Origin of the sequence: Caulobacter sp. UNC358MFTsu5.1 (assembly GCF_000712075.1) — a bacterium.
In the GTDB taxonomy this organism is placed as follows: Bacteria; Pseudomonadota; Alphaproteobacteria; order Caulobacterales; family Caulobacteraceae; genus Caulobacter.
Genome location: NZ_JONW01000012.1, coordinates 12296 through 34515, shown reverse-complemented (window position 1 = coordinate 34515; position 22220 = coordinate 12296). Strand labels below are relative to the sequence as shown.

The following is a 22220-nucleotide window of genomic DNA, read 5'->3' as shown; positions in this document are numbered from 1 at the left end:
GCGTCAATCAGAAAAACACGCGTTTTGGCTAAATCGTTGAGAGTTGCGACGTTTGGGTGATTCCCGTTTAGTGTCGGGTTTGGGGACTAGGTAGGGGAACGCCATATCGTGACGGTCGCGTTGAAGAAGCCGCACAAGTCGGCGCGAAAGCCCAAAGGGGACGGGCATCTGCGTCGCGGAGAAATCCTGGCGGCCGCCGAGAAGATTTTCATCGCCGAGGGCTACGCCGGGGCGACGATCCGCAAGATCGCCGACGCCGTGGGCGTGTCGTCGACGGCGCTGTACATGCACTTCCGCGACAAGGACCAGATCCTGCTGGAGATCAGCGACGGCGCGATCGGCCAGCTGCTGGCGGTCAATGTCGACATCGCCCACCGGCCGATCGACGCGGTGGCGCGGGTCAAGCTGATGCTCGAGGCGTACATGCGCTTCGCCCTCGACAACCCCAACACCTACCAACTGGTGTTCTGCGGCTCGCGCGACGTGATCTCCAAGGAAAAGCAGGCCGCCACGGCCGAGCTGGGCGATCGCTGCTTCGCCGAGTTCAGCGGGCCGATCCATGAGATCGCCGCCGCCGGCCGTCTGCGCACGGGCTCGGGCGAGAGCGCCGCCCAAGTGTTGTGGGCCGCCTGCCACGGCCTGGTGGCCCTGCTGATCACCATGCCGGACCGCAATTGGGCGCCGCGCGAGGAACTGATGAAGGTCACCCTCGAAGGGCTGCTGCACGGCCTGGTCACGGACTGACATCCATGCGCGCCGCCTTGCTCGCCGGCCTGATCGTCGGCTTGGCGGCCGTCGCGGATCCCGCGGCCGCCCAGACCACGGCAAGGCGGGTGATGTCGCTGGACTCCTGCGCCGACCAGTACGTGCTGGCCCTGGCCCCGCGCGAGGCGATCGTCGGCGTCTCGCCGCGCGCCGACGCGCCGGATTCCTTCCTCCGCGCCAAGGCGATCGGCCTGCCGCAACGGCGGACGACGATCGAGGCCGTGCTGGGCGCTCGTCCCGACGTCGTGGTGCGACAGTGGGGCGGCGCCGCCCGGCTGACGGCGGCCGTCGCCCGTCGCGGCGTGCGGACCATCAGCCTGGGCGACGCCACCGACTTCGACGGGGTGCGGGCCAATGTCCGCCAGGTCGCCCAGGCCCTGGGTCGCCGGGCCGAGGGCGAGGCGCTGCTGGCGCGGATGGACGCCGACCTGTCGCGGGCCGAAGGGGCGGGCAGGGGGCGCGCCGCCTTCTACCTGACCCCCGGCGGCTACACGGCCGGACCCAACACCATGATCGACGCCATGCTGCGGGCGGCGGGCTTCACCAACGCCTCGACCCAACCCTACTTCTCGCCCGCGCCGCTGGAGAGCCTGGTGCTGAACCCGCCCAAGGCGGTGGTGCTGGGCTTCTTCGACCTGACCCGCGCCGGTGCCGATCGCTGGGGACCGGGGCGTCACGCAGCCTTGCGCAAGACCACACGCGGCCGGGTGGTCGCCTCGCTGCCCGGCGCCATGCTGGGCTGCTCGGCCTGGTTCGCCGCCGACGGCGCCCGGACCTTGGCGGAGGCGGCGCGATGAGCCCGCGCCGTCTGGAGCTGATCCTCCTGCTGGTCCTGGTCGTCGCGGCGGCGATCGCCGTCAGCCTCGGCGAGAGCCCCCTGAACGCCGCGCAGTATCACCAAGCCCTGACCGACCCAGCCTCGCCGCCGGGCGAGGTGCTGTGGACCATCCGCCTGCCGCGCGTGCTGATGGCGGCCCTGGTCGGGGCCGGCCTGGGTCTGGCGGGGGCGACCATGCAGGGGCTGTTGCGCAATCCCCTGGCCGAGCCCGGCGTGCTGGGCGTCTCGGCCTCGGCGGGGCTGGGCGCGTCCCTGGCCATCGCCGGCGGGCTGGCGGCCCTGCCGGGCGCGATCGAGCTGGCCGCCCTGGTCGGAGCCCTGCTGGCCGGAGGCGCGGTGGTCGGCCTGGCGGCGCGGTTCCGCGAGCCCGAGGTGCTGATCCTGTTCGGGGTGGCGCTGTCGGCCTTCGCCGGGGCGCTGACAGCCCTGGTCTTCAACCTGTCGCCGTCGCCGGTGGCCGTCGCCGAGGTCCTGGCCTGGCTGATGGGCTCGGTCGAGAACCGCGACTTCACCGACATCCTGCGCGCCTTGCCGCCGATGGCCATCGGCGCTGGGCTCTGCCTCTACGCGGCGCGGGGCCTGCGGATGCTGACTCTTGGCGAGGAGGCGGCCCAGATGTCGGGCCTGCCGATGGCCCGGCTGCGGGTGGCGGCGGTGGCCGGCTCGGCCTTGCTGGCTGGCGCCTCGGTCGCCGCGACGGGCGTGATCGGTTTCGTCGGCCTGGCCGCGCCGCACCTGGTGCGCGCCGCCGTCCGGGACGATCCGGGCCGGTTGCTGCGTCCCTCGGCCCTGGCCGGAGCCGTGCTGCTGGTCGCCGCCGATCTGGCCGCCCGCGTGATCCCGACCGAGCAGGAGCTGAAGCTCGGCGTGGTCACCGCACTGTTCGGCGCGCCCGTCTTCGCTCTGCTGGCCTGGCGCGCGGCGCGGAGCTGGCGGTCATGACCGCGGCCTGGACGATCGAGGGCGCGAAGGCCCGGCGCGGCAAGGCCCTGGTGCTGGACGGCGCGTCCCTGACCGTCGCGGCGGGCGAGGTGCTGGGCGTGGTCGGCCCCAACGGCGCGGGTAAGACCAGCCTGCTGCGAGCGGGCCTGGGCCTGATGCCGCTGGAGGCCGGTTCGGCCCTGCTGGCCGGGCGCCTGGTCGGAAGCCTCAACCCTGTCGAACGGGCGCGGCTGGTCGGCTACCTGCCGCAGGAGCGGCGGTTGGCCTGGAACCTGCCCGCTCGCGACGTCGCCGCCCTGGGCGCGCCCGACCTGCCGTCGGAACAGGCGCTGGCCGTCGCCCGCGAGCGGTTGGAACGGGTGGGCGTGGCGGCCCTGGCCGATCGCGGCGTGCTCGACATGTCGGGCGGCGAGCGGGCGAGGGTTCTGCTGGCCAGGCTGCTGGCGACGCGCGCTCCGCTGCTGGTCGCGGACGAGCCCGTGGCCGGGCTGGACCCGGACGCCCAGCTCCTGACGCTGGACCTCCTGCGCGCCGAGGCGGCGGCCGGGGCCGCTGTGGTCGTCACCCTGCATGACCTGGGCTTGGCGGCGCGGACGTGCGATCGGGTCCTGGTGCTGGATCGCGGTCGCGTGGCGTCGCAGGGCGCGCCGGTCGAGGCGCTGTCGCCCGGCGTGCTGGCGTCCGTGTTCCGACTGGACGGCGCCTTGATCGACACGCCGGCCGGGCTAGTCGTCGCGGCCCGGCGCCGCTAGCCCGTCAGCGGGTGCCGGGAACGTAGCCGCCTTGCGGGATGGCGGTGGTCGAGGCCGGGGTCGTTCCACCGATCGGCGGCAGGCCGCTGGCCGTGGCCCCCGCCGGGCCCGCATAGCTGTAGCCGCCGCGCTTGAGATCGCTCGACAAGGTCAGCGGCGTGACGCCGCCGTTGAGGCGGGCGCGGTACACCATGGTCGTCTCGATGGTCCGCATCACGTAGTTGCGGGTCTCGGAGAACGGGATGCACTCGATGAAGTCGAGCGGATCGGTGGTCGCGCCGCGCGGGTCGCCGCACAGGGTCACCCACTGGGCCGGTCGTCCGGGGCCGGCGTTGTAGGCGGCGGCGGCCATGATGTACGAGCCGCTGAAGTTGCTGACCATGCTGCCCAGATAGGTCGAGCCCAGGCGCATGTTGTAGAACGGATCGGACAGGCGGTCGGCGCTGTAGCTCTCGCCCATCTGGCGCGCGACGATGGCCGCCGTCGACGGCATCAGTTGCATCATGCCGCGCGCCCCGACGCCCGAGCGGGCGTTGGGGTCGAAATTGCTTTCCTGGCGCGAGATCGAATAGACGAACGCCGTCTCGGCCGCGCCCGGTCCGGGCGTGAACAGGTGGTCCAGCAGCGGGTAGCCGCGCTCGGGCAGGGTGAAGCCGCGCTGGGCGGCGGTGCGCACCGCCCGCATGGCCAGGTCGGGATCGCCGTAGCTGCGGGCCAGATCGACCAGCAGGGCCTCCTCCTCGGCGGTGGGCAACTGGTCGTCGATGTAGAGCACGAAGACCCGGACCTGGTCGCGGGCCCCGGCCGCCATCAGGGTGCGGACCGCCCGCACCAGCTCGCGGCCCTCGAAACGGGCGCGGTCGGCCTGGGTGATCGTCGGGTCCCTGTCGAGGCGGATCTCCTTGATCCCCGCCTTTTCGGCGGCCAGCTGGCCGTAGAAGGTGGTGATGTAGCGCGAACCTTCGGCGTAGAAGGCCTGGGCCGCGATGCGGTCGCCCTGGGCCTCGGCGGCGCGGCCTTGCCAGTAGAGCGCCCGGCCGCGGGTGATCGGCGAGGCGCCGATCTCGGCGATGCGGGCGAAGTGGTTGGCGGCGCGATCGGCGTCCTTCAGGCGGGCCAGGGCGATCCAGCCGGCGAAGAACTCGCTCTCGGCGGCGTCGGCGCCGTCCTTCAGGCGGGCGTTGGCGGCCGCGTAGGCGCCGGCGTTGTCGCCGTTCTTCAGCGCGGACATCACCAGTTGCTTGCGTTCGCGCCAGATGGCGGCCGCGGCGTCATCGCTGGGCGGCGGGGCGGGGAACTGGCTGACCAGGGGCAGGGCCAGGGTGTCCAGGCCCTTCCGGCGCAGATAGGACGCGCGTTCGAAGACTACGCCCGGCTGGGCCTGCTGGGCCGGCGACAGCGCCGCGTAGAGGTCGTTGGCGTTGCTGGCGTTCGAGCGCAGGGCGATCCGGGCCTGGGCCGCCGCCTGCTGGTCGTAGGGCAGCAGGGCGACCATGTCGCGGGCGGCCGGACCCTGGGGGCCGTACAGCAGGATGTCGGCGCGGCGGACGTGGTCGTCGCTGGTCAGCAGCGTGCCGAACCGCGCCAGCATGCCGCGCTGGGCGTCCAGTTCGAACACCTGGTCGCGCCACCAGCGGCGAATCAGGTTGCTGGCGTCGGCGGTGCGACCGGCGGCCTGGTAGGCGGCGGCCAGGGACATCGCGCCTTCGGCGGTCTGCGGATCGCGTCCGCCGAACCAGGCGATCATCCGCTGGGCGTCCAGGCCGGAGGTGACCAGGGCCTTTTCGGCGGCGTTCTCGCGGCGCTGGGAACGCGGCCAGCCGGCGAGGTCGCGTCGGGCCTGGTCCAGCTCGAAGAAGCCCATGCTCTCGGCCCCGGCGTCGACCAGGGCCCACTGGGCGATCTTGCGCGACAGCGGGTCCTGGATGCTGGACATGGCCATGCGGATCGTGGCCGGGTCGCGGCTGGTCACCGCAGTGCGCAGGTTGGCGGCGTCGGCCTCGGCCGGCGTGGCGTAGGTGGCGGTCGGCGGCGTGGTGATCAGGCCCGACGGCGTGTAGGGCTGGGGGCCGCGGGGCAGGTCGACGTCGTCCTGGGCCAGCGCCACTCCAAACAGCGCGACAACCGCGGTTCCGCCCAGCAACACCTTACCCAGCCCTGACGCCAAAACGCCGTCTCCTTCGATTCTCTGGCCCTCACGGGCTGCGTTCTTGCCGTTTTCGGATGATCGAGGGGCCGATTTGCGGCGTACGTGACCCTGTTTGGCGCTTATAGACCGCTTCGCGGCGGATTGACCTATGCAGAAACATCCCCAAATCGGTGCAGAGCGGCACGGACCGGTTGCGGGACAGGGGGAGCGGGACATATTGTCCGCCCCCATCCTCAAGCCGCAACCGTCGCGGCGCGTTTCTCACGGCAAATTGCAAGTCATGGCTCATTCTCCGTTCAAGGGCGTCATTCCGGCGCTGGTCACGCCTTTCCGCGACGGCGCGGTGGACGAGAAAGCCTTCGTGGCCCTTGTCGAGCGCCAGATCGCGGGCGGCGTGCATGGCCTGGTGCCGGTCGGCACCACCGGCGAGACCGCGACCCTGAGCCATGAAGAGCACAAGCGCGTCGTCGAACTGTGCGTGCAGACCGCCCGCGGCCGTGTGCCGGTGATCGCCGGCGCGGGGTCGAACTCGACCGCCGAGGCGATCGAGCTGGTCGCCCACGCCAAGGCCGTTGGCGCCGACGCCGCCCTGGTGGTCTCGCCCTACTATGTGCGTCCCAGCCAGGAAGGCGTCTATCAGCACTACAAGGCCATCAACGACGCCGTGCAGCTGCCGGTGCTGGTCTACAACGTGCCCGGCCGCACCGGTTCGGACATCGCCAACGAGACGCTGGAGCGCCTGTCCAAGCTGCCCAACATCGTGGGCATCAAGGACGCCACCGGCGACCTGACCCGCGCCAGCTTCCAGCGGATCATGTGCGGTCCCGACTGGGTGATGCTGTCGGGCGACGATCCCACGGCCCTGGGCTATGTGGCCCACGGCGGCCACGGCGTGATCTCGGTCACCTCGAACGTCGCGCCGGACGCCTGCGCCACCTTCATCAACGCGTGCCTGAACGGCGAGTGGGAGACCGCGCTGTACTGGCAGGACCGCCTGGTGAAGCTGCACAAGGCGCTGTTCCTGGACGCCTCGCCGTCGCCGACCAAGTTCGCCATGGCGCACCTGGGCCTGTGCGAGGCCGACACCCGCTTGCCGATCTCGCCCTGCAGCGAGGCGGTCAAGCCGGCGATCCTCGAGGCCATGCGCGAGGCGGGTCTGGTCTGATGACCAAGCCGATCGCCGAGAACCGCCGCGCGCGCTACGACTACTTCATCGAAGAGACCATCGAGGCCGGGCTGATGCTGACCGGCACCGAGGTGAAGTCGTTGCGCGTGGGGCGGGCGAACATCGCCGAGTCCTACGCCTCGGTGGAAGGGCGTGAGATCAAGCTGATCAACGCCGACATCCCGCCCTACGGTCACGCCAACCGCTTCAACCACGAGCCGCGCCGGCACCGGAAGCTGCTTCTGCACCGCAAGCAGATCGACAAGCTGATCGGCGCGGTCCAGCGCGACGGCCGCACGCTGATCCCGCTCAAGCTCTATTGGAACGAGAAGGGCCTGGCCAAGCTGGAGATCGGTCTGGCCAAGGGCAAGAAGAACCACGACAAGCGCGAGACCGAGGCAGCCCGCGACTGGCAGCGTGACAAGGCGCGGCTGATGAAGGGCGACCGGGGGGACTGACCGCCCGCTACTTCGTCTTGGTCGGCCGGGCAGCGACCAGCTCCACCTCCAGCAGCAGGTCCGGACGGACCAGACCCGCGACGCCGACCACGGTGCTGGCCGGCGGCGGTGTCGCGCCGAAGAAGTCTCCCGCCGCCTGGCGATAGGCGGGCAGGGTGGTCTGGATGTCGACCAGGAAGCCACGGACCTGGATCACGTCGGCCGGCGCCAAGCCGCGCGCGGCGAGGGCGGTGCGCAGATTGCGGAACACGGCCTGGGCCTGACCCTGGGCGTCCTTGGGCGCGACGCCGTCGGGGCCCTGGGCGGTCAAACCGGAGACGAAGACCAGGTTGGTCCCGGCGGGAACCTCGATCACGTTGGTGAAGCGGGGGCTGGTGAACAGTCCCGGCGGGTTATCCCGGACGACGGCGTCCTGGGCTGTCGCCGGCGAGGTCCAAAGCGCCAGGGCGGCCGCCAGGGTCAGCAAGGTCTTCATCGTGGTCCGCTCCGCGTTCAGGGCCGGGTCGCCATCCAGATCACATGCCGCGCGCCGCGTCCCTTGTGAGCGCGGACGCCGATCTCCTCGACGGCGTAGCCCGCCCGCTTCAGGCGGGTCGTGAAGCCGTTGTCGCGGGTCGACGACCAGACCTCCAGCACGCCGCCGGCGCGCAGCGCGCGCTTGGCCGCGGCCAGGCCGGCGGGGCCGTAGAGGCTGTCGTTCTCCTTGCGCGACAGCCCGCCGGGTCCGTTGTCGACGTCCAGCAGGATGGCGTCGTAGCCGGCCGCCTCTGCGCCGATCGCCGCGCCGACATCGCCCAGGTGCAAGCTCACGCGCCGGTCGTCGAGCCCGCCGCCGTGGAGTTCGCTGAGCGGCCCCCGCGCCCATTCGACGACGGCCGGGACCAGTTCCGCGACCACGATCCTGGCGTCCGGCCCGAAGGCGGCGAGGGCGGCGCGCAGGGTGAAGCCCATGCCCAGGCCGCCGATCAGCACCCGCGCCTTGGGGCGCCGGCCGATCCGTTCGAAGGCCAGGGTGGCCATGGCCTCTTCCGAGCCGCTCAGCCGACTGTTCATCAGCTCGATCGGTCCGGCCATGATCGAATATTCGGTCCCGCGCCGCATGAGCTTCAGCTCGCCGCCGTCGCCGGGGACCTTGGCGGTGTCCAGATGCTGCCAGGGGATCATGGGAAGTCTCGAACGCGACGAAGGCGCACGGGCTAACACAGGGCGGCGGATCGAGCCATCACCGCTTGACGCAGCGGGCGCGCGGCGCGACCCTTAAGCTAACAATGATAACCTACGGAGGATCCGCTCATGGCCGACGGTGCATCGCCCATCGCCACGTCGCTCAAGGACAAGGTCAGCGAGGCCGAATGGAAGGCCCGCGTCGATCTGGCCGCGCTCTATCGCCTGGTCGCCGTCCACGGCTGGGACGACATGATTTTCACCCACATCTCGGCCCGCATCCCGGGGCCCGAGCACCACTTCCTGATCAATCCCTACGGCATGTTCTTCGGCGAGATGACCGCCTCGTGCCTGGTGAAGGTCGATCTGGACGGCAACGTCATCGACAAGACCCCGTACTTCATCAATCCGGCGGGTTTCACGATCCACTCGGCCATCCACGCCGCGCGCGAGGACGCCCAGTTCGTCATGCACCTGCACACCGATCAGGGCGTGGCGGTGTCGGCGAACAAGGAAGGCCTGCTGCCGCTGTCGCAGCATGCGTTAATTGTCTTGCCTCAACTATCGTATCACGACTATGAAGGGATTGCGCTCAACCTTGACGAACGGGAACGGCTGGTGGCTGACCTCGGCGAGAAGAAGCTGATGATGCTGCGCAACCACGGGACCTTGTCCACGGGGATGACGGCCGCTGAATGCTGGCTGGGCATGTTCTATCTCGAGCGCGCCTGCGCCCAGCAGGTGATGGCGCTCAGCGGCGGTCGCGGGAACGTGCTGGAGGCGCCGGAGGGCGCCCAGGCTGAGGTCCGCAGCCAGACGGGCATGGGTCTCGGCATGATCGCCGGCCTGGCCTGGCCGGGCTGCCTGCGCAAACTCGACCGGGAGTCCCCCGGCTACGCGGATTGACGCCCAAACGTCGAAAACCAAACGCCGCCGCGATCCTCGGGGTCGCGGCGGCTTTCTTTTGCGCGCTGCTGGGGGCGTCGAGCGCCGCCCGGGCCGGCGCCTGGCCGATGAGGGACGGCGAGGGGCTGGCCATCCTCAAATACGAGGAGCAGAAGGCCGACAAGGGCTATGACCCCGACGGCGTGGAGCGGTCGATCGATCCCCGGCGCGACCAGACCCTGTCGATCTATGGCGAGTACGGTCTGACCGATCGGCTGACCTTGCAGACCAAGGCGGCGCTGACCCGCGGCCACGACAACTTCGTCGACTACGACGGACTGGGCCCGCTCGAACTGGGCCTGCGCTATGCGCTGCTGCATACGGATCGATCAGCGGTCAGTCTTTATCTGGGCGCCACCAAGGACGGCGTGGGGCGCAACGCGGGCTACGCGGCGCCGGGGCAGGGCGACATGGACCTGGAGGCGCGTCTCCTGGCGGGGACCTCCCGGCAATGGCGCAAGGCGCACGGCTTCGCTGAACTGCAGGTCGCCCGCCTCAAGCGCAGCGGCCTGGCGGACGAAACCCGTATCGACGCCACCGTGGGGCTGCGGCCCACGCCCCGCTGGCTTCTGATGGCCCAGACCTATATGGGCAAGGCCGAATCCGAACCGGTCGCGTCACGCTGGCGCAAGCGCGAGGTGTCGGTCACGCGCGACCTGGGCGTGTGGAGCCTGCAGGCGGGATGGCGACAGACCTTGTCGGGACGGGAGACCCCGATCGACCATGGCCCGGTCGTGGCCGTGTGGCGTCGGTTCTGATATTTCAACGATGTAATATTCGGTCATCCGTGTGTCACTGGACGCGGCCTAGGGCTGACGGCTATTGAGCCGATTTGTATCAGCTGAGCCGGTCATCTCCGGCGCCCGGAGCTTTTCGTGATCCGCAGACACTTCTTCCTCGTCGCGGCGGTGGTCGCCGTCTTGCTGATGCTGTTGGTCGGCGGACTGAAGCTGGCCTTCGGCGGCAAGGCGCCGGGGCAGGGCGGCCCGGGCGGTGGCGGACGCGCGACGCCGGTGTCGCTGGTCGTCGCCCAGCCGCGCGGCTTCGCCGACCGGGTCGAGGTGCTGGGCGTGGCCAAGGGTCGCCAATCGGTCACCATCACCTCCAACACCGCCGAGCTGATCACCGCCGTGCACTTCAGCGACGGTCAGACCGTCTCCAAGGGGCAGGTGCTGGTCGAGCTGAAGGGCGATCAGGAGGACGCGGGCATCGCCCAGGCCCAGGCCCAGCTGGCCCAGGCCGATCGTGAATACACGCGGTGGAAGACCCTGGCCGAAAAGGGCATCGCGCCGCGCGCCTCGGCGGACCAGTACCTGGCCGCCCGCGACACCGCCCGCGCCGCCCTGGCCGCCGCCAGCGCCCAGAAGCTGGACAAGGTGATCCGCGCTCCGTTCTCGGGCCGGGTCGGCATTTCCGACATCGCGCCGGGCGCCCTGATCAGCCCCGGAACCGCGATCGTCACCCTGGACGACGTCTCCGTGATCCGCGTCGACTTCTCGGTGCCCGATCGCTATCTGCCGATCCTGCGCGAGGGCCTGGCCATCACCGCCAAGCCGGACGCCCTGCCGGGCGAGATGTTCACGGGCCGTATCGCCCAGATCGACACCCGCATCGACCCGGCCACCCACGCGCTGAAGGCGCGGGCCGAGTTCCCCAACGGCGACGGCCGCCTCAAGCCGGGCATGCTGATCAAGGTCGGCATCGACCAGGGCCAGCACCAGAACGTCGCCGTCCCCGAGGCGGCCGTGCAGTTCGAGGGCAACCAGGCCTCGGTGTTCCTGATCGCCAAGGGGCCGAAGGGGCAGGTCGCCCGTCGCACCGCCGTGCAGACCGGCATCACCGCCGACGGCTTCATCGAGATCACCTCGGGCCTGAAGCCCGGCGACCGGATCGTCGGCGACGGCCTCAATCGCGTTCAGGACGGCGCGCCGGTCAATCCGGGCGGCGGCAAGGGCGACAAGGCCCAGGGCGGCGACAAGGCCGGCGGCCGCAAGCAGAAGGCCGGCTGATGCTTTCCGACCTTTCCGTTCGCCGCCCGGTCTTCGCCGCGGTCGCCGCGATCATTCTCTGCGTCGTCGGCCTGGCCGCGTTCAAGAGCCTGCCGATCCGCGAACTGCCCAGTGTCGATCCGCCCGTGGTGTCGATCTCGACCGCCTATCGCGGGGCCTCGGCCGAGGTCATCGAAGAGCGCATTACCCAGATCATCGAGCGGCAGGTCGCCGGCATCCAGGGCATCGACCGCGTCAACAGCTCGTCGCGCGACGGCCGTTCGCAGATCACTATCACCTTCACCCTGGACCGCGATCTCGACGCGGCCGCCAACGACGTGCGCGACGCGGTCAGCCGGGTGGCGGCGAACCTGCCCGACCAGGCCGACCCGCCGCAGATCGCCAAGGCCAACGCCGACTCCTCGCCGATCATCGTCCTGAACCTGACGTCCAGCTCGCTCAGCACGCTGGAGCTGGCCGACTACGCCGACCGCTACCTGGTCGAGCGGATGTCGACGATCCCGGGCGTGGCCCAGGCCAACCTCTACGGCGCGCCGCTGTACGCCATGCGCATCTGGCTGGACGCCGACGCCATGGCCGCGCGCGGCGTGACGGTCGACGACGTCGAGAACGCGCTCAACGCCCAGAACGTGGAACTGCCCGCCGGCGCGCTGGAAGGCGCCGCCAAGGACTTCACGATCCGGGTCAGCCGGACCTATTCCAAGCCCGAAGACTTCCTGAAGCTGCCGCTGCGCGTCGGCGACGCGAACGGATTCGTCGTCCGCCTGGGTGACGTGGCGCGGGTCGAGGAGGGCGCGGACGAGCGCCGCAAGCTGTTCCGCGGCAACGGCGTGCCCCAGGTCGGCATCGCCCTGACCCGCCAGTCGCAGGCCAACGACGTCGCCATCTCCGAAGCCGTGCGCAAGGAAGTGGAGGCGATCAACCAGACCCTGCCGGCCGGCTCCAAGATGATCGTGGCGATCGACAACTCGGTGTTCACCGCCGAGGCGATCCACGAGGTCTGGATCACCATGGGCATCTCGATCGCCCTGGTGGCCCTGGTCAATCTGCTGTTCCTGGGCAGTTGGCGGTCGGCCTTGATCCCGTCGATCGTCGCGCCGATTTGCATCCTGTCGACCTTCATCGTCCTGGCCCCGCTGGGCTTCTCGCTGAACCTGCTGACCCTGCTGGCCCTGGTGCTGGCCGTCGGCCTGGTGGTCGACGACGCCATCGTGGTGGTCGAGAACATTCAGCGCCGCGTGGACGAGGGCGAGCCGGCGACCGTGGCGGCCCTTCGCGGCACCCGCCAGGTGTTCTTCGCCGTCGTCGCCACCACGATCGTGCTGATCTCGGTGTTCGCGCCGCTGATGTTCCTGCCCGGCTATATCGGCCGCCTGTTCGTCGAGCTGGCCGTGGCCATCGCCGCCGCCGTCGGCTTCTCGGCCCTGTTGGCGCTGAGCCTTTCGCCGATGATGGCGTCCAAGCTGCTGAAACCGGCCAGCTCCAACTGGCTGTCCAGCCGGGTGGACAAGGCTATGGACGCCCTGAAGGACAGCTATCGGCATTCGCTGGAAGGCCTGCTGGGCAAGGGCTCGGCCACCGTGGTGACCGGCCTGTCGGTGCTGGTCCTGGCCGTGTGCGCCGGCGGCCTGTTCGCCTTGCTGCCGCAGGAACTGGTGCCCGCCGAGGACCGCGGCCGCGTCGACGTGTCGATCAACGGTCCGGAAGGAAGCGGCTTCGACGCGACGGTCAAGGTCGCCGACCGGATCGAGTCCATCCTGGACCAGTACCGCCAGGACGGCGTGGCCGAGCGCACGATCATCACCGTGCCGCGCTTCGGCCAGAACCAGTTCAACACCGGCAACGCCGTCATCGCGCTGAAGCCCTGGGGCGAGCGGGACAAGTCGGCCGATCAGGTCGCCGCCGAACTCAACAAGAGCCTGTCGAAGATCACCAGCGTCCGGGCGGTGGCCTCGGTGCGCGGAGCCTTCCAGCGCGGCGGCGGCGGCGGCGGGGGGGGCGGCACCAATGTCGACATCATCGCCGTCGGCAACGACTACGTCCAACTGGCCAACTGGCTGAAGCCGATCCTCGAAGCGTCCCAGGCCAATCCGGGCCTGTCGCGGCCGCGCCTCGACTACGAGCCGACCGCGCCGCGCCTGTCGGTGCAGATCGATCGCGACAAGGCCGCGACCCTGGGCGTTTCGGCCCAGTCGATCGGGCGGGCGCTGGAGACCATGTTCGGGTCTCGCCAGGTCACGACCTACATCAAGACCGGCCAGGAATACGACGTCATCCTGCAGACGGCGCTGGACCAGCGTCGCGGCCTGGAAGACCTCAACCGCCTGCAGGTGCGGACCCTCTCGGGCGCCCTGGTGCCGTTGTCGACGGTGGTCACTACCGAGCTGCGCGGCGACACGCCCGACCGTCCGCGCGTCGACCGGCTGCGCGCGGTGACCCTGACCACCCAGCTGAACCCCGGCTACACGGTGGCCGACGCGGTGAAGTTCTTCCAGGAACAAGCTTCGGAACATCCGACCCCGGGCGTCAGCGTCAAATGGGGCGGCCAGGCCAAGGACTATCTGGAAGCCTCCGGCGCCGTGGGCCTGGCCTTCGGCCTGGCGCTGCTGCTGGTGTTCCTGGTGCTGGCGGCGCAGTTCGAAAGCTGGATCCACCCGGCCGTGATCATGCTGACCGTGCCGCTGGCGGCGCTGGGCGGCCTGTTCGGCCTGCTGATCACCGGCTCGACCATCAATACCTACAGCCAGATCGGCCTGATCATCTTGGTCGGCATCGCCGCCAAGAACGGCATCCTGATCGTCGAGTTCGCCAACCAGCTGCGCGACGAGGGGCTGAAGGTGCGCGAGGCGGTGATCGAGGCGGCGGCCCTGCGCCTGCGTCCGATCATCATGACCTCGATCTCGGCCGCCATGGGCGCGCTGCCGCTGATGCTGTGGGCCGGCGCTGGCGCGGGCAGCCGCAAGACGATCGGGGCGGTGATCTTCACCGGCGCGATCTTCGCCACCCTGCTGACGCTGTTCGTGGTGCCGGTGTTCTACAACCTGCTTGCGCGCTTCACGAAGTCGCCGGAGTGGACGGCGCGGCAGATCGAAGAGTATGAAGCCCGCGAGAAGAACGGGGAAGGGCATGCCTCACCCGTCTGAACCGGGTGAGGAAGCATGGCTGAAGCCATTTTGGCGGCGAAGCGGCAGGAGCTTGCGCTCCTGCGTCGCATCGAGGAACGCATTCTCTGGCTGGCCTCGTGGACGATCCACAACGCCAACCATCTGCGTGAAAGCCGCGACGGGCTGAAGGTCGGCGGCCACCAGGCGTCCTGCGCCTCGATGACCACCCTGATGACCGCGCTCTACATGAAGGCGCTGCGGCCGCAGGATCGCGTGGCGGTCAAGCCGCACGCCAGCCCGGTGTTCCACGCCATCCAGCACCTGTTCGGTCGCCAGAGCCTGGAAAAGCTGAAGGCCTTCCGGGCCTTGGGCGGGGCGCAGTCCTATCCGTCGCGGACCAAGGACACGGACGACGTCGACTTCTCGACCGGTTCGGTCGGGCTGGGCGTGGCGATGACCGCGTTCGCCTCGCTGAGCCAGGACTATCTGGCGGCGCGCGGCGCGGTGAAGCCCGAGCGCATGGGGCGGATGATCTCGCTGCTGGGCGACGCCGAGCTGGACGAGGGCAACATCTACGAAGCCCTGATCGAAGCCTGCAAGCACGACATCCGCAACACCTGGTGGATCGTCGACTACAACCGCCAGAGCCTGGACGCGACCACCAAGGATCGGATGTTCACCCGCTACGGCGAGATCTTCGAAGCCGCGGGCTGGACCGTCGAGACCCTGAAGTGGTCGAAGCGCCAGCGCGAGGCCTTCGCCAAGCCTGGCGGGGCGGCGTTGCAGCAGTGGATCGAGACGGCCCCCAACGACCTCTACGCGGCCCTCAGCTACCAGGGCGGCGCGGCCTGGCGCGAGCGGCTGAACGCGGACCTGGCCGGCGACGCCGAGGCTCTGAAGTTGATCGCGACCTACAAGGACGTCGATCTCGGCGAGCTGATGACCGAGCTGGGCGGCCACTGCATGGAGACCATCCTGGAGGCCTTCGAGCGGGCCGGCCAGGACGACGCGCCGCGTTTCTTCATCGCCTACACCGTCAAGGGCCTGCGCCTGCCGTTCCAGGGCCACAAGGACAATCACGCCGGTCTGATGACCGAGTCCCAGATCGCCGAGCTGCGCGCTCGGCTCGGCGTGGTCGAGGGCGAGGAGTGGGACGCGCTGTCGGGCCTCTCCGCCGCCGAGCACACGGCCCTCAAGGGCCTGGTCGCCCGCGCCCCGTTCGCCGCCCAGGTGGAGCGCGAGCACGTCGCGCCCCGGATCGTCATCCCGACGGCCGACGAACTGCTGGCGCCGGTGCTGGGCGGCGGCGAGCAATCGACCCAGGCCGCCTTCGGCAAGGTGATGTTCGAGATCGCCCGCCGCGACGACGAGTTCGCCGGCCGGGTGGTGACCACCTCGCCGGACGTGACGGTCTCGACCAACCTGGGCGGGTTCGTGAACCGCCGGGGCGTGTTCCAGCGTCGGGCGCACGAGGACGTCTTCAAGCGCCGGCGCATCCCTTCGGCCCAGGTCTGGTCCAAGGCCGAGACCGGTCAGCACGTCGAGCTGGGCATCGCCGAGAACAACCTGTTCATCGCCCTGGCGGCCCTGGGCCTGACCGCGCCGCTGTTCGGCGAGCGGCTGTTCCCGGTCGGCACCCTCTACGATCCCTTCATCGCCCGCGGGCTCGATGCGCTGAACTACGCCTGCTACCAGGACGCCCGCTTCCTGCTGGTCGCCACGCCGTCGGGTCTGACCCTGGCCCCCGAGGGCGGCGCGCACCAGTCGATCGGTTCGCCGCTGATCGGCATGAGCCAGCCGGGCCTGGACAGCTATGAGCCGGCCTTCGCCGACGAGACGGCGGTGCTGATGGCCCACGCCTTCTGCCAGATCCAGGCCGAGCAGGGGGCTTCGACCTATCTGCGGCTCTCCACCCGGGTGATCTCCCAGCCGGACCGCACCGACGATACCTGGCGTCAGGGCGTGGTCGATGGAGCCTACTGGCTGCGGCCGCCGGCTCCCGGCGCGCGCCTGGCCATCGTCTATGCCGGCGCCCTGGCGCCCGAGGCCCTGGCCGCCTTCGAGGCGGTGCTGGAGGACGAGCCGGGCGCGGGCTTGCTGGCCGTGACCTCGGCCGACGTCCTGCATCGCGACTGGACCGCAGCAGGGCGCGCACGCTGGACCGAGGGCGGACCGCGCGTCTCGACCATCGAAACCCTGCTGGCCCCGCTGGCGCGGGACGCCGGACTGGTGACGGTCATCGACGGCGCGCCGTCGACCCTGTCGTGGCTGGGCTCGGTGCGGGGCATGCGCCTGCGGGCCCTGGGGCTGGAGACCTTCGGCCAGTCGGGCGATCTGCCGGACCTCTACGGCAAGTACCGCCTGGACGCCGACGCCATCCTGGACGCCTGCGCCGACCTGCTGATCTGACGACGGCGCGGATGGCTCAGGAGGTTGGGCCCAGCAGCTCGACCCCCTGGATCAGCCCGTCCGCCAGCGTATAGATCGCCGCCTGCCGGGTATCCGACCACAGGTGGCCAGACGGCGAGTGGATCGAGGATTGGAATTCGGTCCGCACCCGTCCGTCCGGCAAGGACTCGACCGTGATCAGGTCGAGGTCCGGCGCGAACTCGAACATGCGTCGGTAGAAGTCGCGGGCGGCGGCCAGGCCGTCGACCTCCCCGCCGTCGAGGAAATCCTCGAAGCGCACCTGGGCATGGGTCGTGGCCAGGACGGCCTCGAGATCGCGCCGTTCGATCGCTTCGTAATAGCGGACGATCAGGTCGGTCGCCGCGCTCATGCTTCGCGCCCCTTGTCGAGGAATTCGATGTCCATCCGCGCGACCTTGTCGTCGCGGAGCGTGAAGACCTGGCGCTGGCAGCTGTCGGACCAGATATGGCCCGCCAGGTTGCGGACGATCTGGTTGACGTCGACGGCGACCCGGCCGTCCGGCCGCGTCTCGAACGAGACGGGCGCGGCGTCGACGGTGATCATCTTGTCGTTCCGGGTCCAGTAGGCCGCCAAGGCGTCGAGGCCGATCAGCCTCCCGCCCTGGATCTGATCGGGCCAGTCGACGTCAGTCGCCAAGAGGGCCGAGAACGCGGCCAGGTCGCGCCGGTTGTAGGCCTCGTAAAGCCGCGTGAGCAGCGCTTGGGCGTCGTCCATGCTCGGCCTCAGCCGTTCGGGGGTTTGTAGCCCGTCTCAACCTTCAGGTAGGCGATCAGATCGATGCGGTCCTTGGGATCGTGCAGGCCCGCGAAGGTCATCTTGGTGCCCGGCATGAAGCCGCGCGGATTGTCCAGCCACTTGTCCAGATGCGCGGCGTCCCAATCGAAGCCGGCGGCGGCGACGACGGGCGAATACTTGTAGCCCGGCTTGCTGCCCGCCTTGCGCCCGAAGACGCCGTAGAGGTTGGGGCCGGTCATGTCGGGGCCGCCCTCGGTGATGGTGTGGCAGGACCGGCAGAGCGCGAACTTGCTCTGGCCGTTCATCAGGTCGCCGGTGTTGTAGGGGGCGGGCAGGGCGGCCAGCAGGGCTTGTTTCTCGGCGTCGGTCGGCGCTGGGGTCGCGGCGGGCGTCGAGCTCGCCGATCCGCCGCCGGAGGCTTCTCCGCCGGGCTTCGAGCAACCGGCCAGGAGGAGGCTTACGACCGCCGCGGCGGCGAGGTGAAACTGACGCATTTACTGGTCCCCGACTGACATTATGCCGCAAGCTGTGCGGCGCGGCGCCGCATTCATTTCCTGGCCCAAATGTGGGTCTCGCATCCAATATATAACGTCGTTATCCGGTCAAGGTCTCGCCACCTTTCAGAGAGCGCCCTGCGACAACGCGCGTTATCCCACAGAATGTAAAAGCAAAATGCCCGATTACAAACCGTGGGTATGCACATAAAAAATTGACCGGAATTAACCATAAACGTACCCAGAAAGTCGTCGGAGGGGCTGCTCCGGCGACCGGGTAGGAAAAAATCATGGACTGGAACGAAGAGCGCACCGCCACGCTTCGCAAGTTGTGGCTCGAGGGGATGAGCGCCAGTCAGGTGGCGCGTCAGTTGGGCGGCGTCAGCCGCAGCGCGGTGATCGGCAAGGTGCACCGTCTGGGCATCACCGTTCGCGACATTCCCGCCCGTCAGCGCACCGCGGTGCGCACCGCCGTCCGAGCTCAACCTCGCGCTCGGGTCGCCCGCGAAGCCGCTCCCGTCCGTTCCGCCGTCCGCGTGATCGAGATCGCCGAGATGGCGCCGACCTCGAACATCCTCGGCCTCGAAACCCATTCCTGCCGCTGGCCGATCGGCAATCCCGACTCCCACGACTTCGGCTTCTGCGGTCGCGAAAAGACCGCCCGCGCCTCGTACTGCGACGAGCACGCCCGGGGTGCCTTCCGCAAGCTGGCCTCGCCCTCCGAGCTGAAGGCCTGGGCCCGCCAGCCGGCCGCCCAGATCGAACGCCACACCGCCTGATCACCTTCATCGCCTGAACCCAAGCTCCAGGACGACCCCCATGAACATGGTCTTGATCGAAAACACCGCCGGCAGCAGCCAGGTGATCACCATCATCGAAGAGTTCGCTGGCCATTCGGTGTCGCGCGACCTCAATCCCGGCGAGAACACCCGCATCCCGGTGGGCCAGTTCAAATCGATCGTGGTGCGCGAGACCTATCCCGACGACTGGTTGACCCGGGCCCGCGCGCGCAACGCCACGACCCCGGAAGCGGTCGCCAACCGCGCCGCCTGATCGGGCCTTAGGCCCCCAAATGAGCGAGAAATGCACGGCCCCCGCGAACTTGTTCGCGGGGGCCGTCTTGTCTGGAACTGTATGGTTAGCGGTGACGTTAGGGCTCGATCGAACGGTGTTCGCTACCGTTCACGCCAGGGGGAACGGCGCTGAGTTCCAATAGATGCAAACGCGCGCTTTCGTGACCGCGCAAGCGGAGCCGTGATTGTGTGTGGCTTCCGCGTGTGAGATGAAGACGCGCCATTTGGCGTGGGGGGAACCATGTCAGAGCAGAAGCAAGGGGAGGGCCGCGGTTTGCCGTTGCCGACCTATGTCAGCTATCTGATGTACCAGACCGAACAGCATCGGCGCGCCTTGGCGGCCGACTGCATCGCGCAACACGGGTTGAGCTTCGCCAAGTGGGTGGCGCTGGCTTCCCTGGCGCGGTTCGGAGAATGCTCGATGACGCGCCTGGCGCGGTTGTCGGCGGCCGATCGCACGACCCTGACCCGATCGATCGACGGCCTGATCCGCGACGGCCTCGTCGAGCGGGGAACCCAGGCGTCGGATCGGCGCAAAGTGGTGGTTCGTCTGACCCCGGAAGGCCAGGAGATCCTGGGGCGGATCCGCGAAGACATCCATCCGATCAACCAGGAAGTCTGCGCCGAGCTGACCGTGGAGGAGCAGACCAATCTCGCGACCTACCTCCAGAAAATCCTCGGCGGGCTGATCACCGAGCCGGAGTGGAAGCACGAGGTGCTGTCCTACGGGCCGGGTCCGGTCGTACCGGCCTGGGAGCGCGGTTAGGAATCCAGCTTCGCGGGCCGGCTGATGACCCATCGCGTGACGGGCTGACGGAAGTTCAGCGGCCCCGGCACCGTGATGTGGGTCTTCAGATATCGGAAGCCGGCCGATCTCAGCGTGCGGTTCGGCGCGGCGTTGAACGCGTGGGGTTCGCAGAACAGCCGCTTCAGTCGCAGTTGCTCGAAATAGAGTTCGACGCTGCGTCGCACCGCCTCGCCCCCGAGACCGCGCCGACGCTGGTCGGGCGCGGTGACGTGCAGGTGCATGTGGGCGTGCCGGCCGAACGCGATCTTGTCGGCGCTCGAGAAGCCGACGGGGCGCTCGTCGTCCAGCCAGGTCAGGAGCAGGGTCTCCCGGCGCTCCAGCGGCTGTCGGAAGACCACCTCATAATAGGCCCGCCAATCTTCCCGCTTGGGCAGGCGCTCCCGATCCACCCCGATGAGTTCCAGGTGCTCCGGGGGCGACGCATGGAAGTAGTCGATGATCAGATCGACCTCGGACTCCGCCATTTCTCGAACCACCAGGCTCATGGGCCGCCCCCCGCCAGCGCTTGGCGGACTGTGATCAATATCCTTAAAAATTGTCCAGATATAAATACTTACGCCAAGGTTGAGTTTGCGATGGATGGCTCAACGCGGTGGGCGTTGCAACTCAGTCATCCCCTCTCGGGCGCCCGCGCAGGGCCTTGACGCCCGCTCGCTTGCCCTTGGTCTCCAGCCGCTTGAGCTTGCTGGAATAGGTCGGTTTCGTCGGCCGTCGGGGCTTGGGCTTTTCGGTCGCGCGACGGATCAATTCAACCAGCCGGTCGCGGGCCTCCTGGCGGTTCATCTCCTGGGACCGGCTGCCCTGGGCGAACAGGACGATCACGCCGTCCTGGGTCAGGCGGCTGCCGGCCAGGGCTTCCAGCCGGGTCTTCACGTCTTCCGGCAGGGTGGGGGAGTTGCGGACGTCGAACCGCAGCTCGATCGCGGTGCTGGTCTTGTTGACGTGCTGGCCGCCGGGGCCCGAGGCGCGCGTCGCCTTCTCGACGATCTCGTCGTCCTCGATGCGCAGCCAGGAGGTGATCTCGATCATCGGACCACGCGCCTGGCCCTGACCACGGCCTGGTCGAGCGCCTGCAGGAACCTGGAGCGGTCGGCGGGACCAAAGGGCTTGGGGCCGCTGGTGACCTCGCCCATCGACCGCAGGTGCTCGCCGATCATCCGCGACGCCAGGGCCGAGCCGATGGTGTCGACGGTGAACAACCGCCCGGTCGTCCCCAGCGCCTGGCCGCCGGCCTTCAGCACGCGATCAGCAAGCGGGATGTCGTTGGTGATGACCACATCGCCCGGACCGGCCCGTTCGGCGATCCAGTCGTCGGCGATGTCGGGACCGGCGTCGACCACGATCTGCTCGATGGCGGGCGTCTGGGGGATACGGATCCAGCTGTTGGAGACCACGAAGGTCTTCAGCCCGTAGCGGGCGGCGACCTTGTAGACCTCGTCCTTCACGGGGCAGGCGTCGGCGTCGATGTAGAGAACGGTCATGGGCCGTCTCGTAGCGCCTTCCCGAGCTGGGCGCCAAGCGTCGCGACGGCCTCGACCGCCGCGGGCAGGACGTGGGTGAAGTTGACGAAGCCGTGGGCCTGGCCCGGATAGGTCTTCAACTCGACCGGCACGCCGGCCGCCTCGAGGGCCTGGGCGTAGGCGACGGCGTCGGGGTGGACCGGGTCGAGCAGGGCGCCGCTGACCAGGAAGGTCGGCGGGGTGGCCGTTCCGACGGCGTCCAGCAGGGAGGGCGCGCGGGCGCTGGCCAGTTGGGCGTTGATATAGGCCACCGCGAGGCGACCGATCAGCCGGGCGTCCCGCAACAGGGTCTGCGCCCAGACCTCGTCGTCCAGATGGACCAGCGGATAGAACAGGCCCTGGGCTTTCACCGCGCCGGGGCGGCGCGCGTTGGCCTCGGCGGCCACGGTGGCCGCCAGATAGGCGCCGGCGCTGTCGCCGGCCACGGCCAGGCGATCGGGATCGACGCCCAGTTCGTCCGCCTGGTCCAGCAGCCAGGCCAGCGCCGCCCGGGCGTCGTCGACCTGCGAAGGGAAGGGGTGTTCGGGCGCCAGGCCGTACGCGGCCGACACCACGCGGACGCCGGCGGCGTCGGCCAGGCGCTGGCAGAGGGCGTCGTGGGTCTCGATGTCGGAGATCACGAAGCCGCCGCCGTGGAAGAACAGGATCGCCGGCCCGACGGCGGGGGCCTGCATCGGCACGTAGAGCCGGGCGGCGCGTCGGCCGCTGGTGGCGGGGTAGTCGAGATTGCGGATCTGGGCCAAGCGAGGAAGCCGGCGGTCGCGATGGGCGATGGCGAAACGCACGGCGCGGCGGACCCGCTCGAGCCCGAAGCGATGGGCGCCCGCCACCCGTTCGGCGAAGACGCTGGTCAGGGGCGCGTTCATCGG

24 protein-coding genes are annotated in these 22220 nt (G+C 69.5%); 14 read left to right on the top strand and 10 right to left on the bottom strand.

Annotated elements, in window-relative coordinates:
• Positions 1-108: 108 nt before the first annotated feature.
• From BR39_RS0122750 to BR39_RS0122735, 4 genes are read left to right on the top strand one after another with little or no spacing between them, the layout of a single operon-like run.
• A complete protein-coding gene (locus BR39_RS0122750) occupies positions 109-744 on the top strand; it encodes a TetR/AcrR family transcriptional regulator (protein WP_029916490.1) in 636 nt (211 codons plus the stop codon).
• A 5-nt stretch (positions 745-749) separates the two neighbouring features.
• Positions 750-1562 (top strand): ABC transporter substrate-binding protein, encoded by an 813-nt coding sequence (locus tag BR39_RS0122745; RefSeq protein ID WP_029916487.1) that lies wholly within the window; start codon positions 750-752, stop codon positions 1560-1562.
• On the top strand, positions 1505-2545 hold the full coding sequence (locus BR39_RS0122740; RefSeq protein WP_035018993.1) for an iron ABC transporter permease: 1041 nt from the start codon (positions 1505-1507) through the stop codon (positions 2543-2545). The genes BR39_RS0122745 and BR39_RS0122740 overlap by 58 nt, the downstream gene beginning before the upstream one ends.
• Positions 2542-3297: an ABC transporter ATP-binding protein gene (locus BR39_RS0122735; RefSeq protein ID WP_029916483.1), complete on the top strand. Its 756-nt coding sequence runs from the start codon at positions 2542-2544 to the stop codon at positions 3295-3297. The genes BR39_RS0122740 and BR39_RS0122735 overlap by 4 nt, the downstream gene beginning before the upstream one ends.
• Positions 3298-3301: 4 nt before the next feature.
• On the opposite strand, the gene BR39_RS0122730 is transcribed toward BR39_RS0122735, so the two are convergent.
• Complete coding sequence (locus tag BR39_RS0122730) at positions 3302-5464, bottom strand: lytic transglycosylase domain-containing protein (RefSeq protein ID WP_029916481.1); 2163 nt, start codon at positions 5462-5464, stop codon at positions 3302-3304.
• 262 nt (positions 5465-5726) lie between these two features.
• Here BR39_RS0122730 and dapA point away from each other — a divergent pair, with 262 nt between their 5' ends.
• Positions 5727-6611, top strand: a complete 885-nt coding sequence (gene dapA / locus BR39_RS0122725; protein WP_029916479.1) for a 4-hydroxy-tetrahydrodipicolinate synthase — start codon at positions 5727-5729, stop codon at positions 6609-6611.
• Positions 6611-7069, top strand: coding sequence for an SsrA-binding protein SmpB (gene smpB, locus BR39_RS0122720; RefSeq protein WP_029916477.1), 459 nt, complete (start codon positions 6611-6613; stop codon positions 7067-7069). The genes dapA and smpB overlap by 1 nt, the downstream gene beginning before the upstream one ends.
• Before the next feature lie 7 nt (positions 7070-7076).
• On the opposite strand, the gene BR39_RS0122715 is transcribed toward smpB, so the two are convergent.
• Complete coding sequence (locus BR39_RS0122715) at positions 7077-7544, bottom strand: RidA family protein (protein WP_051696046.1); 468 nt, start codon at positions 7542-7544, stop codon at positions 7077-7079.
• Positions 7545-7561: 17 nt separating this feature from the next.
• The gene (locus BR39_RS0122710) at positions 7562-8233 is read right to left on the bottom strand and encodes a spermidine synthase (protein ID WP_029916473.1); all 672 of its coding nucleotides are present in this window, start codon (positions 8231-8233) and stop codon (positions 7562-7564) included.
• 129 nt (positions 8234-8362) lie between these two features.
• On the opposite strand from BR39_RS0122710, the gene BR39_RS0122705 reads away from it, so the two are divergent.
• The 5 genes from BR39_RS0122705 (at position 8363) to BR39_RS0122685 (ending at position 16700) form a co-directional block, all read left to right on the top strand.
• Positions 8363-9139, top strand: coding sequence for a class II aldolase/adducin family protein (locus BR39_RS0122705; protein WP_029916472.1), 777 nt, complete (start codon positions 8363-8365; stop codon positions 9137-9139).
• A 107-nt stretch (positions 9140-9246) separates the two neighbouring features.
• Positions 9247-9936 carry a hypothetical protein gene (locus tag BR39_RS0122700; RefSeq protein ID WP_029916470.1) on the top strand — a complete coding sequence of 230 codons (690 nt, stop codon included), beginning with the start codon at positions 9247-9249 and terminating at the stop codon, positions 9934-9936.
• A gap of 117 nt (positions 9937-10053) precedes the next feature.
• Complete coding sequence (locus BR39_RS0122695) at positions 10054-11187, top strand: efflux RND transporter periplasmic adaptor subunit (RefSeq protein ID WP_029916469.1); 1134 nt, start codon at positions 10054-10056, stop codon at positions 11185-11187.
• Positions 11187-14330 carry an efflux RND transporter permease subunit gene (locus BR39_RS0122690; RefSeq protein WP_029916467.1) on the top strand — a complete coding sequence of 1048 codons (3144 nt, stop codon included), beginning with the start codon at positions 11187-11189 and terminating at the stop codon, positions 14328-14330. Before BR39_RS0122695 ends, BR39_RS0122690 begins: the two co-directional genes overlap by 1 nt.
• A 15-nt stretch (positions 14331-14345) precedes the next feature.
• Positions 14346-16700: a transketolase gene (locus BR39_RS0122685; protein WP_029916465.1), complete on the top strand. Its 2355-nt coding sequence runs from the start codon at positions 14346-14348 to the stop codon at positions 16698-16700.
• Positions 16701-16716: 16 nt separating this feature from the next.
• Here BR39_RS0122685 and BR39_RS0122680 read toward each other — a convergent pair whose 3' ends face one another.
• From BR39_RS0122680 to BR39_RS0122670, 3 genes are read right to left on the bottom strand one after another with little or no spacing between them, the layout of a single operon-like run.
• Positions 16717-17070, bottom strand: a complete 354-nt coding sequence (locus BR39_RS0122680) for a nuclear transport factor 2 family protein (RefSeq protein WP_029916464.1) — start codon at positions 17068-17070, stop codon at positions 16717-16719.
• The gene (locus BR39_RS0122675; protein ID WP_029916463.1) at positions 17067-17435 is read right to left on the bottom strand and encodes a nuclear transport factor 2 family protein; all 369 of its coding nucleotides are present in this window, start codon (positions 17433-17435) and stop codon (positions 17067-17069) included. Before BR39_RS0122675 ends, BR39_RS0122680 begins: the two co-directional genes overlap by 4 nt.
• An 8-nt stretch (positions 17436-17443) precedes the next feature.
• Complete coding sequence (locus tag BR39_RS0122670) at positions 17444-17950, bottom strand: cytochrome c family protein (RefSeq protein ID WP_029916462.1); 507 nt, start codon at positions 17948-17950, stop codon at positions 17444-17446.
• Between the two features lie 290 nt (positions 17951-18240).
• On the opposite strand from BR39_RS0122670, the gene BR39_RS0122665 reads away from it, so the two are divergent.
• The 3 genes from BR39_RS0122665 to BR39_RS0122655 all read left to right on the top strand — a co-directional run bounded on the left by BR39_RS0122665 (position 18241) and on the right by BR39_RS0122655 (position 19789).
• Positions 18241-18729, top strand: coding sequence for a GcrA family cell cycle regulator (locus BR39_RS0122665; RefSeq protein WP_029916461.1), 489 nt, complete (start codon positions 18241-18243; stop codon positions 18727-18729).
• A gap of 40 nt (positions 18730-18769) precedes the next feature.
• Entirely contained in the window at positions 18770-19003 is a 234-nt protein-coding gene (locus tag BR39_RS0122660) for a hypothetical protein (RefSeq protein WP_029916460.1), read from the top strand.
• Positions 19004-19264: 261 nt separating this feature from the next.
• Complete coding sequence (locus BR39_RS0122655; RefSeq protein ID WP_029916459.1) at positions 19265-19789, top strand: MarR family winged helix-turn-helix transcriptional regulator; 525 nt, start codon at positions 19265-19267, stop codon at positions 19787-19789.
• On the opposite strand, the gene BR39_RS0122650 is transcribed toward BR39_RS0122655, so the two are convergent.
• The 4 genes from BR39_RS0122650 to BR39_RS0122635 all read right to left on the bottom strand — a co-directional run bounded on the left by BR39_RS0122650 (position 19786) and on the right by BR39_RS0122635 (position 22217).
• Positions 19786-20316: a GNAT family N-acetyltransferase gene (locus BR39_RS0122650; protein WP_029916458.1), complete on the bottom strand. Its 531-nt coding sequence runs from the start codon at positions 20314-20316 to the stop codon at positions 19786-19788. The genes BR39_RS0122655 and BR39_RS0122650 overlap by 4 nt on opposite strands.
• Before the next feature lie 121 nt (positions 20317-20437).
• Entirely contained in the window at positions 20438-20860 is a 423-nt protein-coding gene (gene arfB / locus BR39_RS0122645; protein WP_029916457.1) for an alternative ribosome rescue aminoacyl-tRNA hydrolase ArfB, read from the bottom strand.
• A complete protein-coding gene (locus BR39_RS0122640) occupies positions 20857-21312 on the bottom strand; it encodes a YaiI/YqxD family protein (RefSeq protein WP_029916455.1) in 456 nt (151 codons plus the stop codon). Before BR39_RS0122640 ends, arfB begins: the two co-directional genes overlap by 4 nt.
• Positions 21309-22217 (bottom strand): alpha/beta hydrolase, encoded by a 909-nt coding sequence (locus BR39_RS0122635; RefSeq protein WP_029916453.1) that lies wholly within the window; start codon positions 22215-22217, stop codon positions 21309-21311. The genes BR39_RS0122640 and BR39_RS0122635 overlap by 4 nt, the downstream gene beginning before the upstream one ends.
• Positions 22218-22220: the final 3 nt, after the last annotated feature.

Excerpts from the sequence above, each read along its gene's own strand:
- BR39_RS0122705 (WP_029916472.1), top strand. The coding sequence starts at position 8,363 with ATGGCCGACGGTGCATCGCCCATCGCCACGTCGCTCAAGGACAAGGTC.
- BR39_RS0122735 (WP_029916483.1), top strand. The coding sequence starts at position 2,542 with ATGACCGCGGCCTGGACGATCGAGGGCGCGAAGGCCCGGCGCGGCAAG.
- BR39_RS0122665 (WP_029916461.1), top strand. The coding sequence starts at position 18,241 with ATGGACTGGAACGAAGAGCGCACCGCCACGCTTCGCAAGTTGTGGCTC.
- BR39_RS0122655 (WP_029916459.1), top strand. The coding sequence starts at position 19,265 with ATGTCAGAGCAGAAGCAAGGGGAGGGCCGCGGTTTGCCGTTGCCGACC.
- BR39_RS0122680 (WP_029916464.1), bottom strand. The coding sequence starts at position 17,070 with ATGAGCGCGGCGACCGACCTGATCGTCCGCTATTACGAAGCGATCGAA.
- BR39_RS0122670 (WP_029916462.1), bottom strand. The coding sequence starts at position 17,950 with ATGCGTCAGTTTCACCTCGCCGCCGCGGCGGTCGTAAGCCTCCTCCTG.
- BR39_RS0122635 (WP_029916453.1), bottom strand. The coding sequence starts at position 22,217 with ATGAACGCGCCCCTGACCAGCGTCTTCGCCGAACGGGTGGCGGGCGCC.
- dapA (WP_029916479.1), top strand. The coding sequence starts at position 5,727 with ATGGCTCATTCTCCGTTCAAGGGCGTCATTCCGGCGCTGGTCACGCCT.
- BR39_RS0122650 (WP_029916458.1), bottom strand. The coding sequence starts at position 20,316 with ATGAGCCTGGTGGTTCGAGAAATGGCGGAGTCCGAGGTCGATCTGATC.
- BR39_RS0122675 (WP_029916463.1), bottom strand. The coding sequence starts at position 17,435 with ATGGACGACGCCCAAGCGCTGCTCACGCGGCTTTACGAGGCCTACAAC.
- BR39_RS0122745 (WP_029916487.1), top strand. The coding sequence starts at position 750 with ATGCGCGCCGCCTTGCTCGCCGGCCTGATCGTCGGCTTGGCGGCCGTC.
- BR39_RS0122685 (WP_029916465.1), top strand. The coding sequence starts at position 14,346 with ATGGCTGAAGCCATTTTGGCGGCGAAGCGGCAGGAGCTTGCGCTCCTG.
- smpB (WP_029916477.1), top strand. The coding sequence starts at position 6,611 with ATGACCAAGCCGATCGCCGAGAACCGCCGCGCGCGCTACGACTACTTC.
- arfB (WP_029916457.1), bottom strand. The coding sequence starts at position 20,860 with ATGATCGAGATCACCTCCTGGCTGCGCATCGAGGACGACGAGATCGTC.
- BR39_RS0122660 (WP_029916460.1), top strand. The coding sequence starts at position 18,770 with ATGAACATGGTCTTGATCGAAAACACCGCCGGCAGCAGCCAGGTGATC.
- BR39_RS0122690 (WP_029916467.1), top strand. The coding sequence starts at position 11,187 with ATGCTTTCCGACCTTTCCGTTCGCCGCCCGGTCTTCGCCGCGGTCGCC.
- BR39_RS0122700 (WP_029916470.1), top strand. The coding sequence starts at position 9,247 with ATGAGGGACGGCGAGGGGCTGGCCATCCTCAAATACGAGGAGCAGAAG.
- BR39_RS0122710 (WP_029916473.1), bottom strand. The coding sequence starts at position 8,233 with ATGATCCCCTGGCAGCATCTGGACACCGCCAAGGTCCCCGGCGACGGC.
- BR39_RS0122640 (WP_029916455.1), bottom strand. The coding sequence starts at position 21,312 with ATGACCGTTCTCTACATCGACGCCGACGCCTGCCCCGTGAAGGACGAG.
- BR39_RS0122715 (WP_051696046.1), bottom strand. The coding sequence starts at position 7,544 with ATGAAGACCTTGCTGACCCTGGCGGCCGCCCTGGCGCTTTGGACCTCG.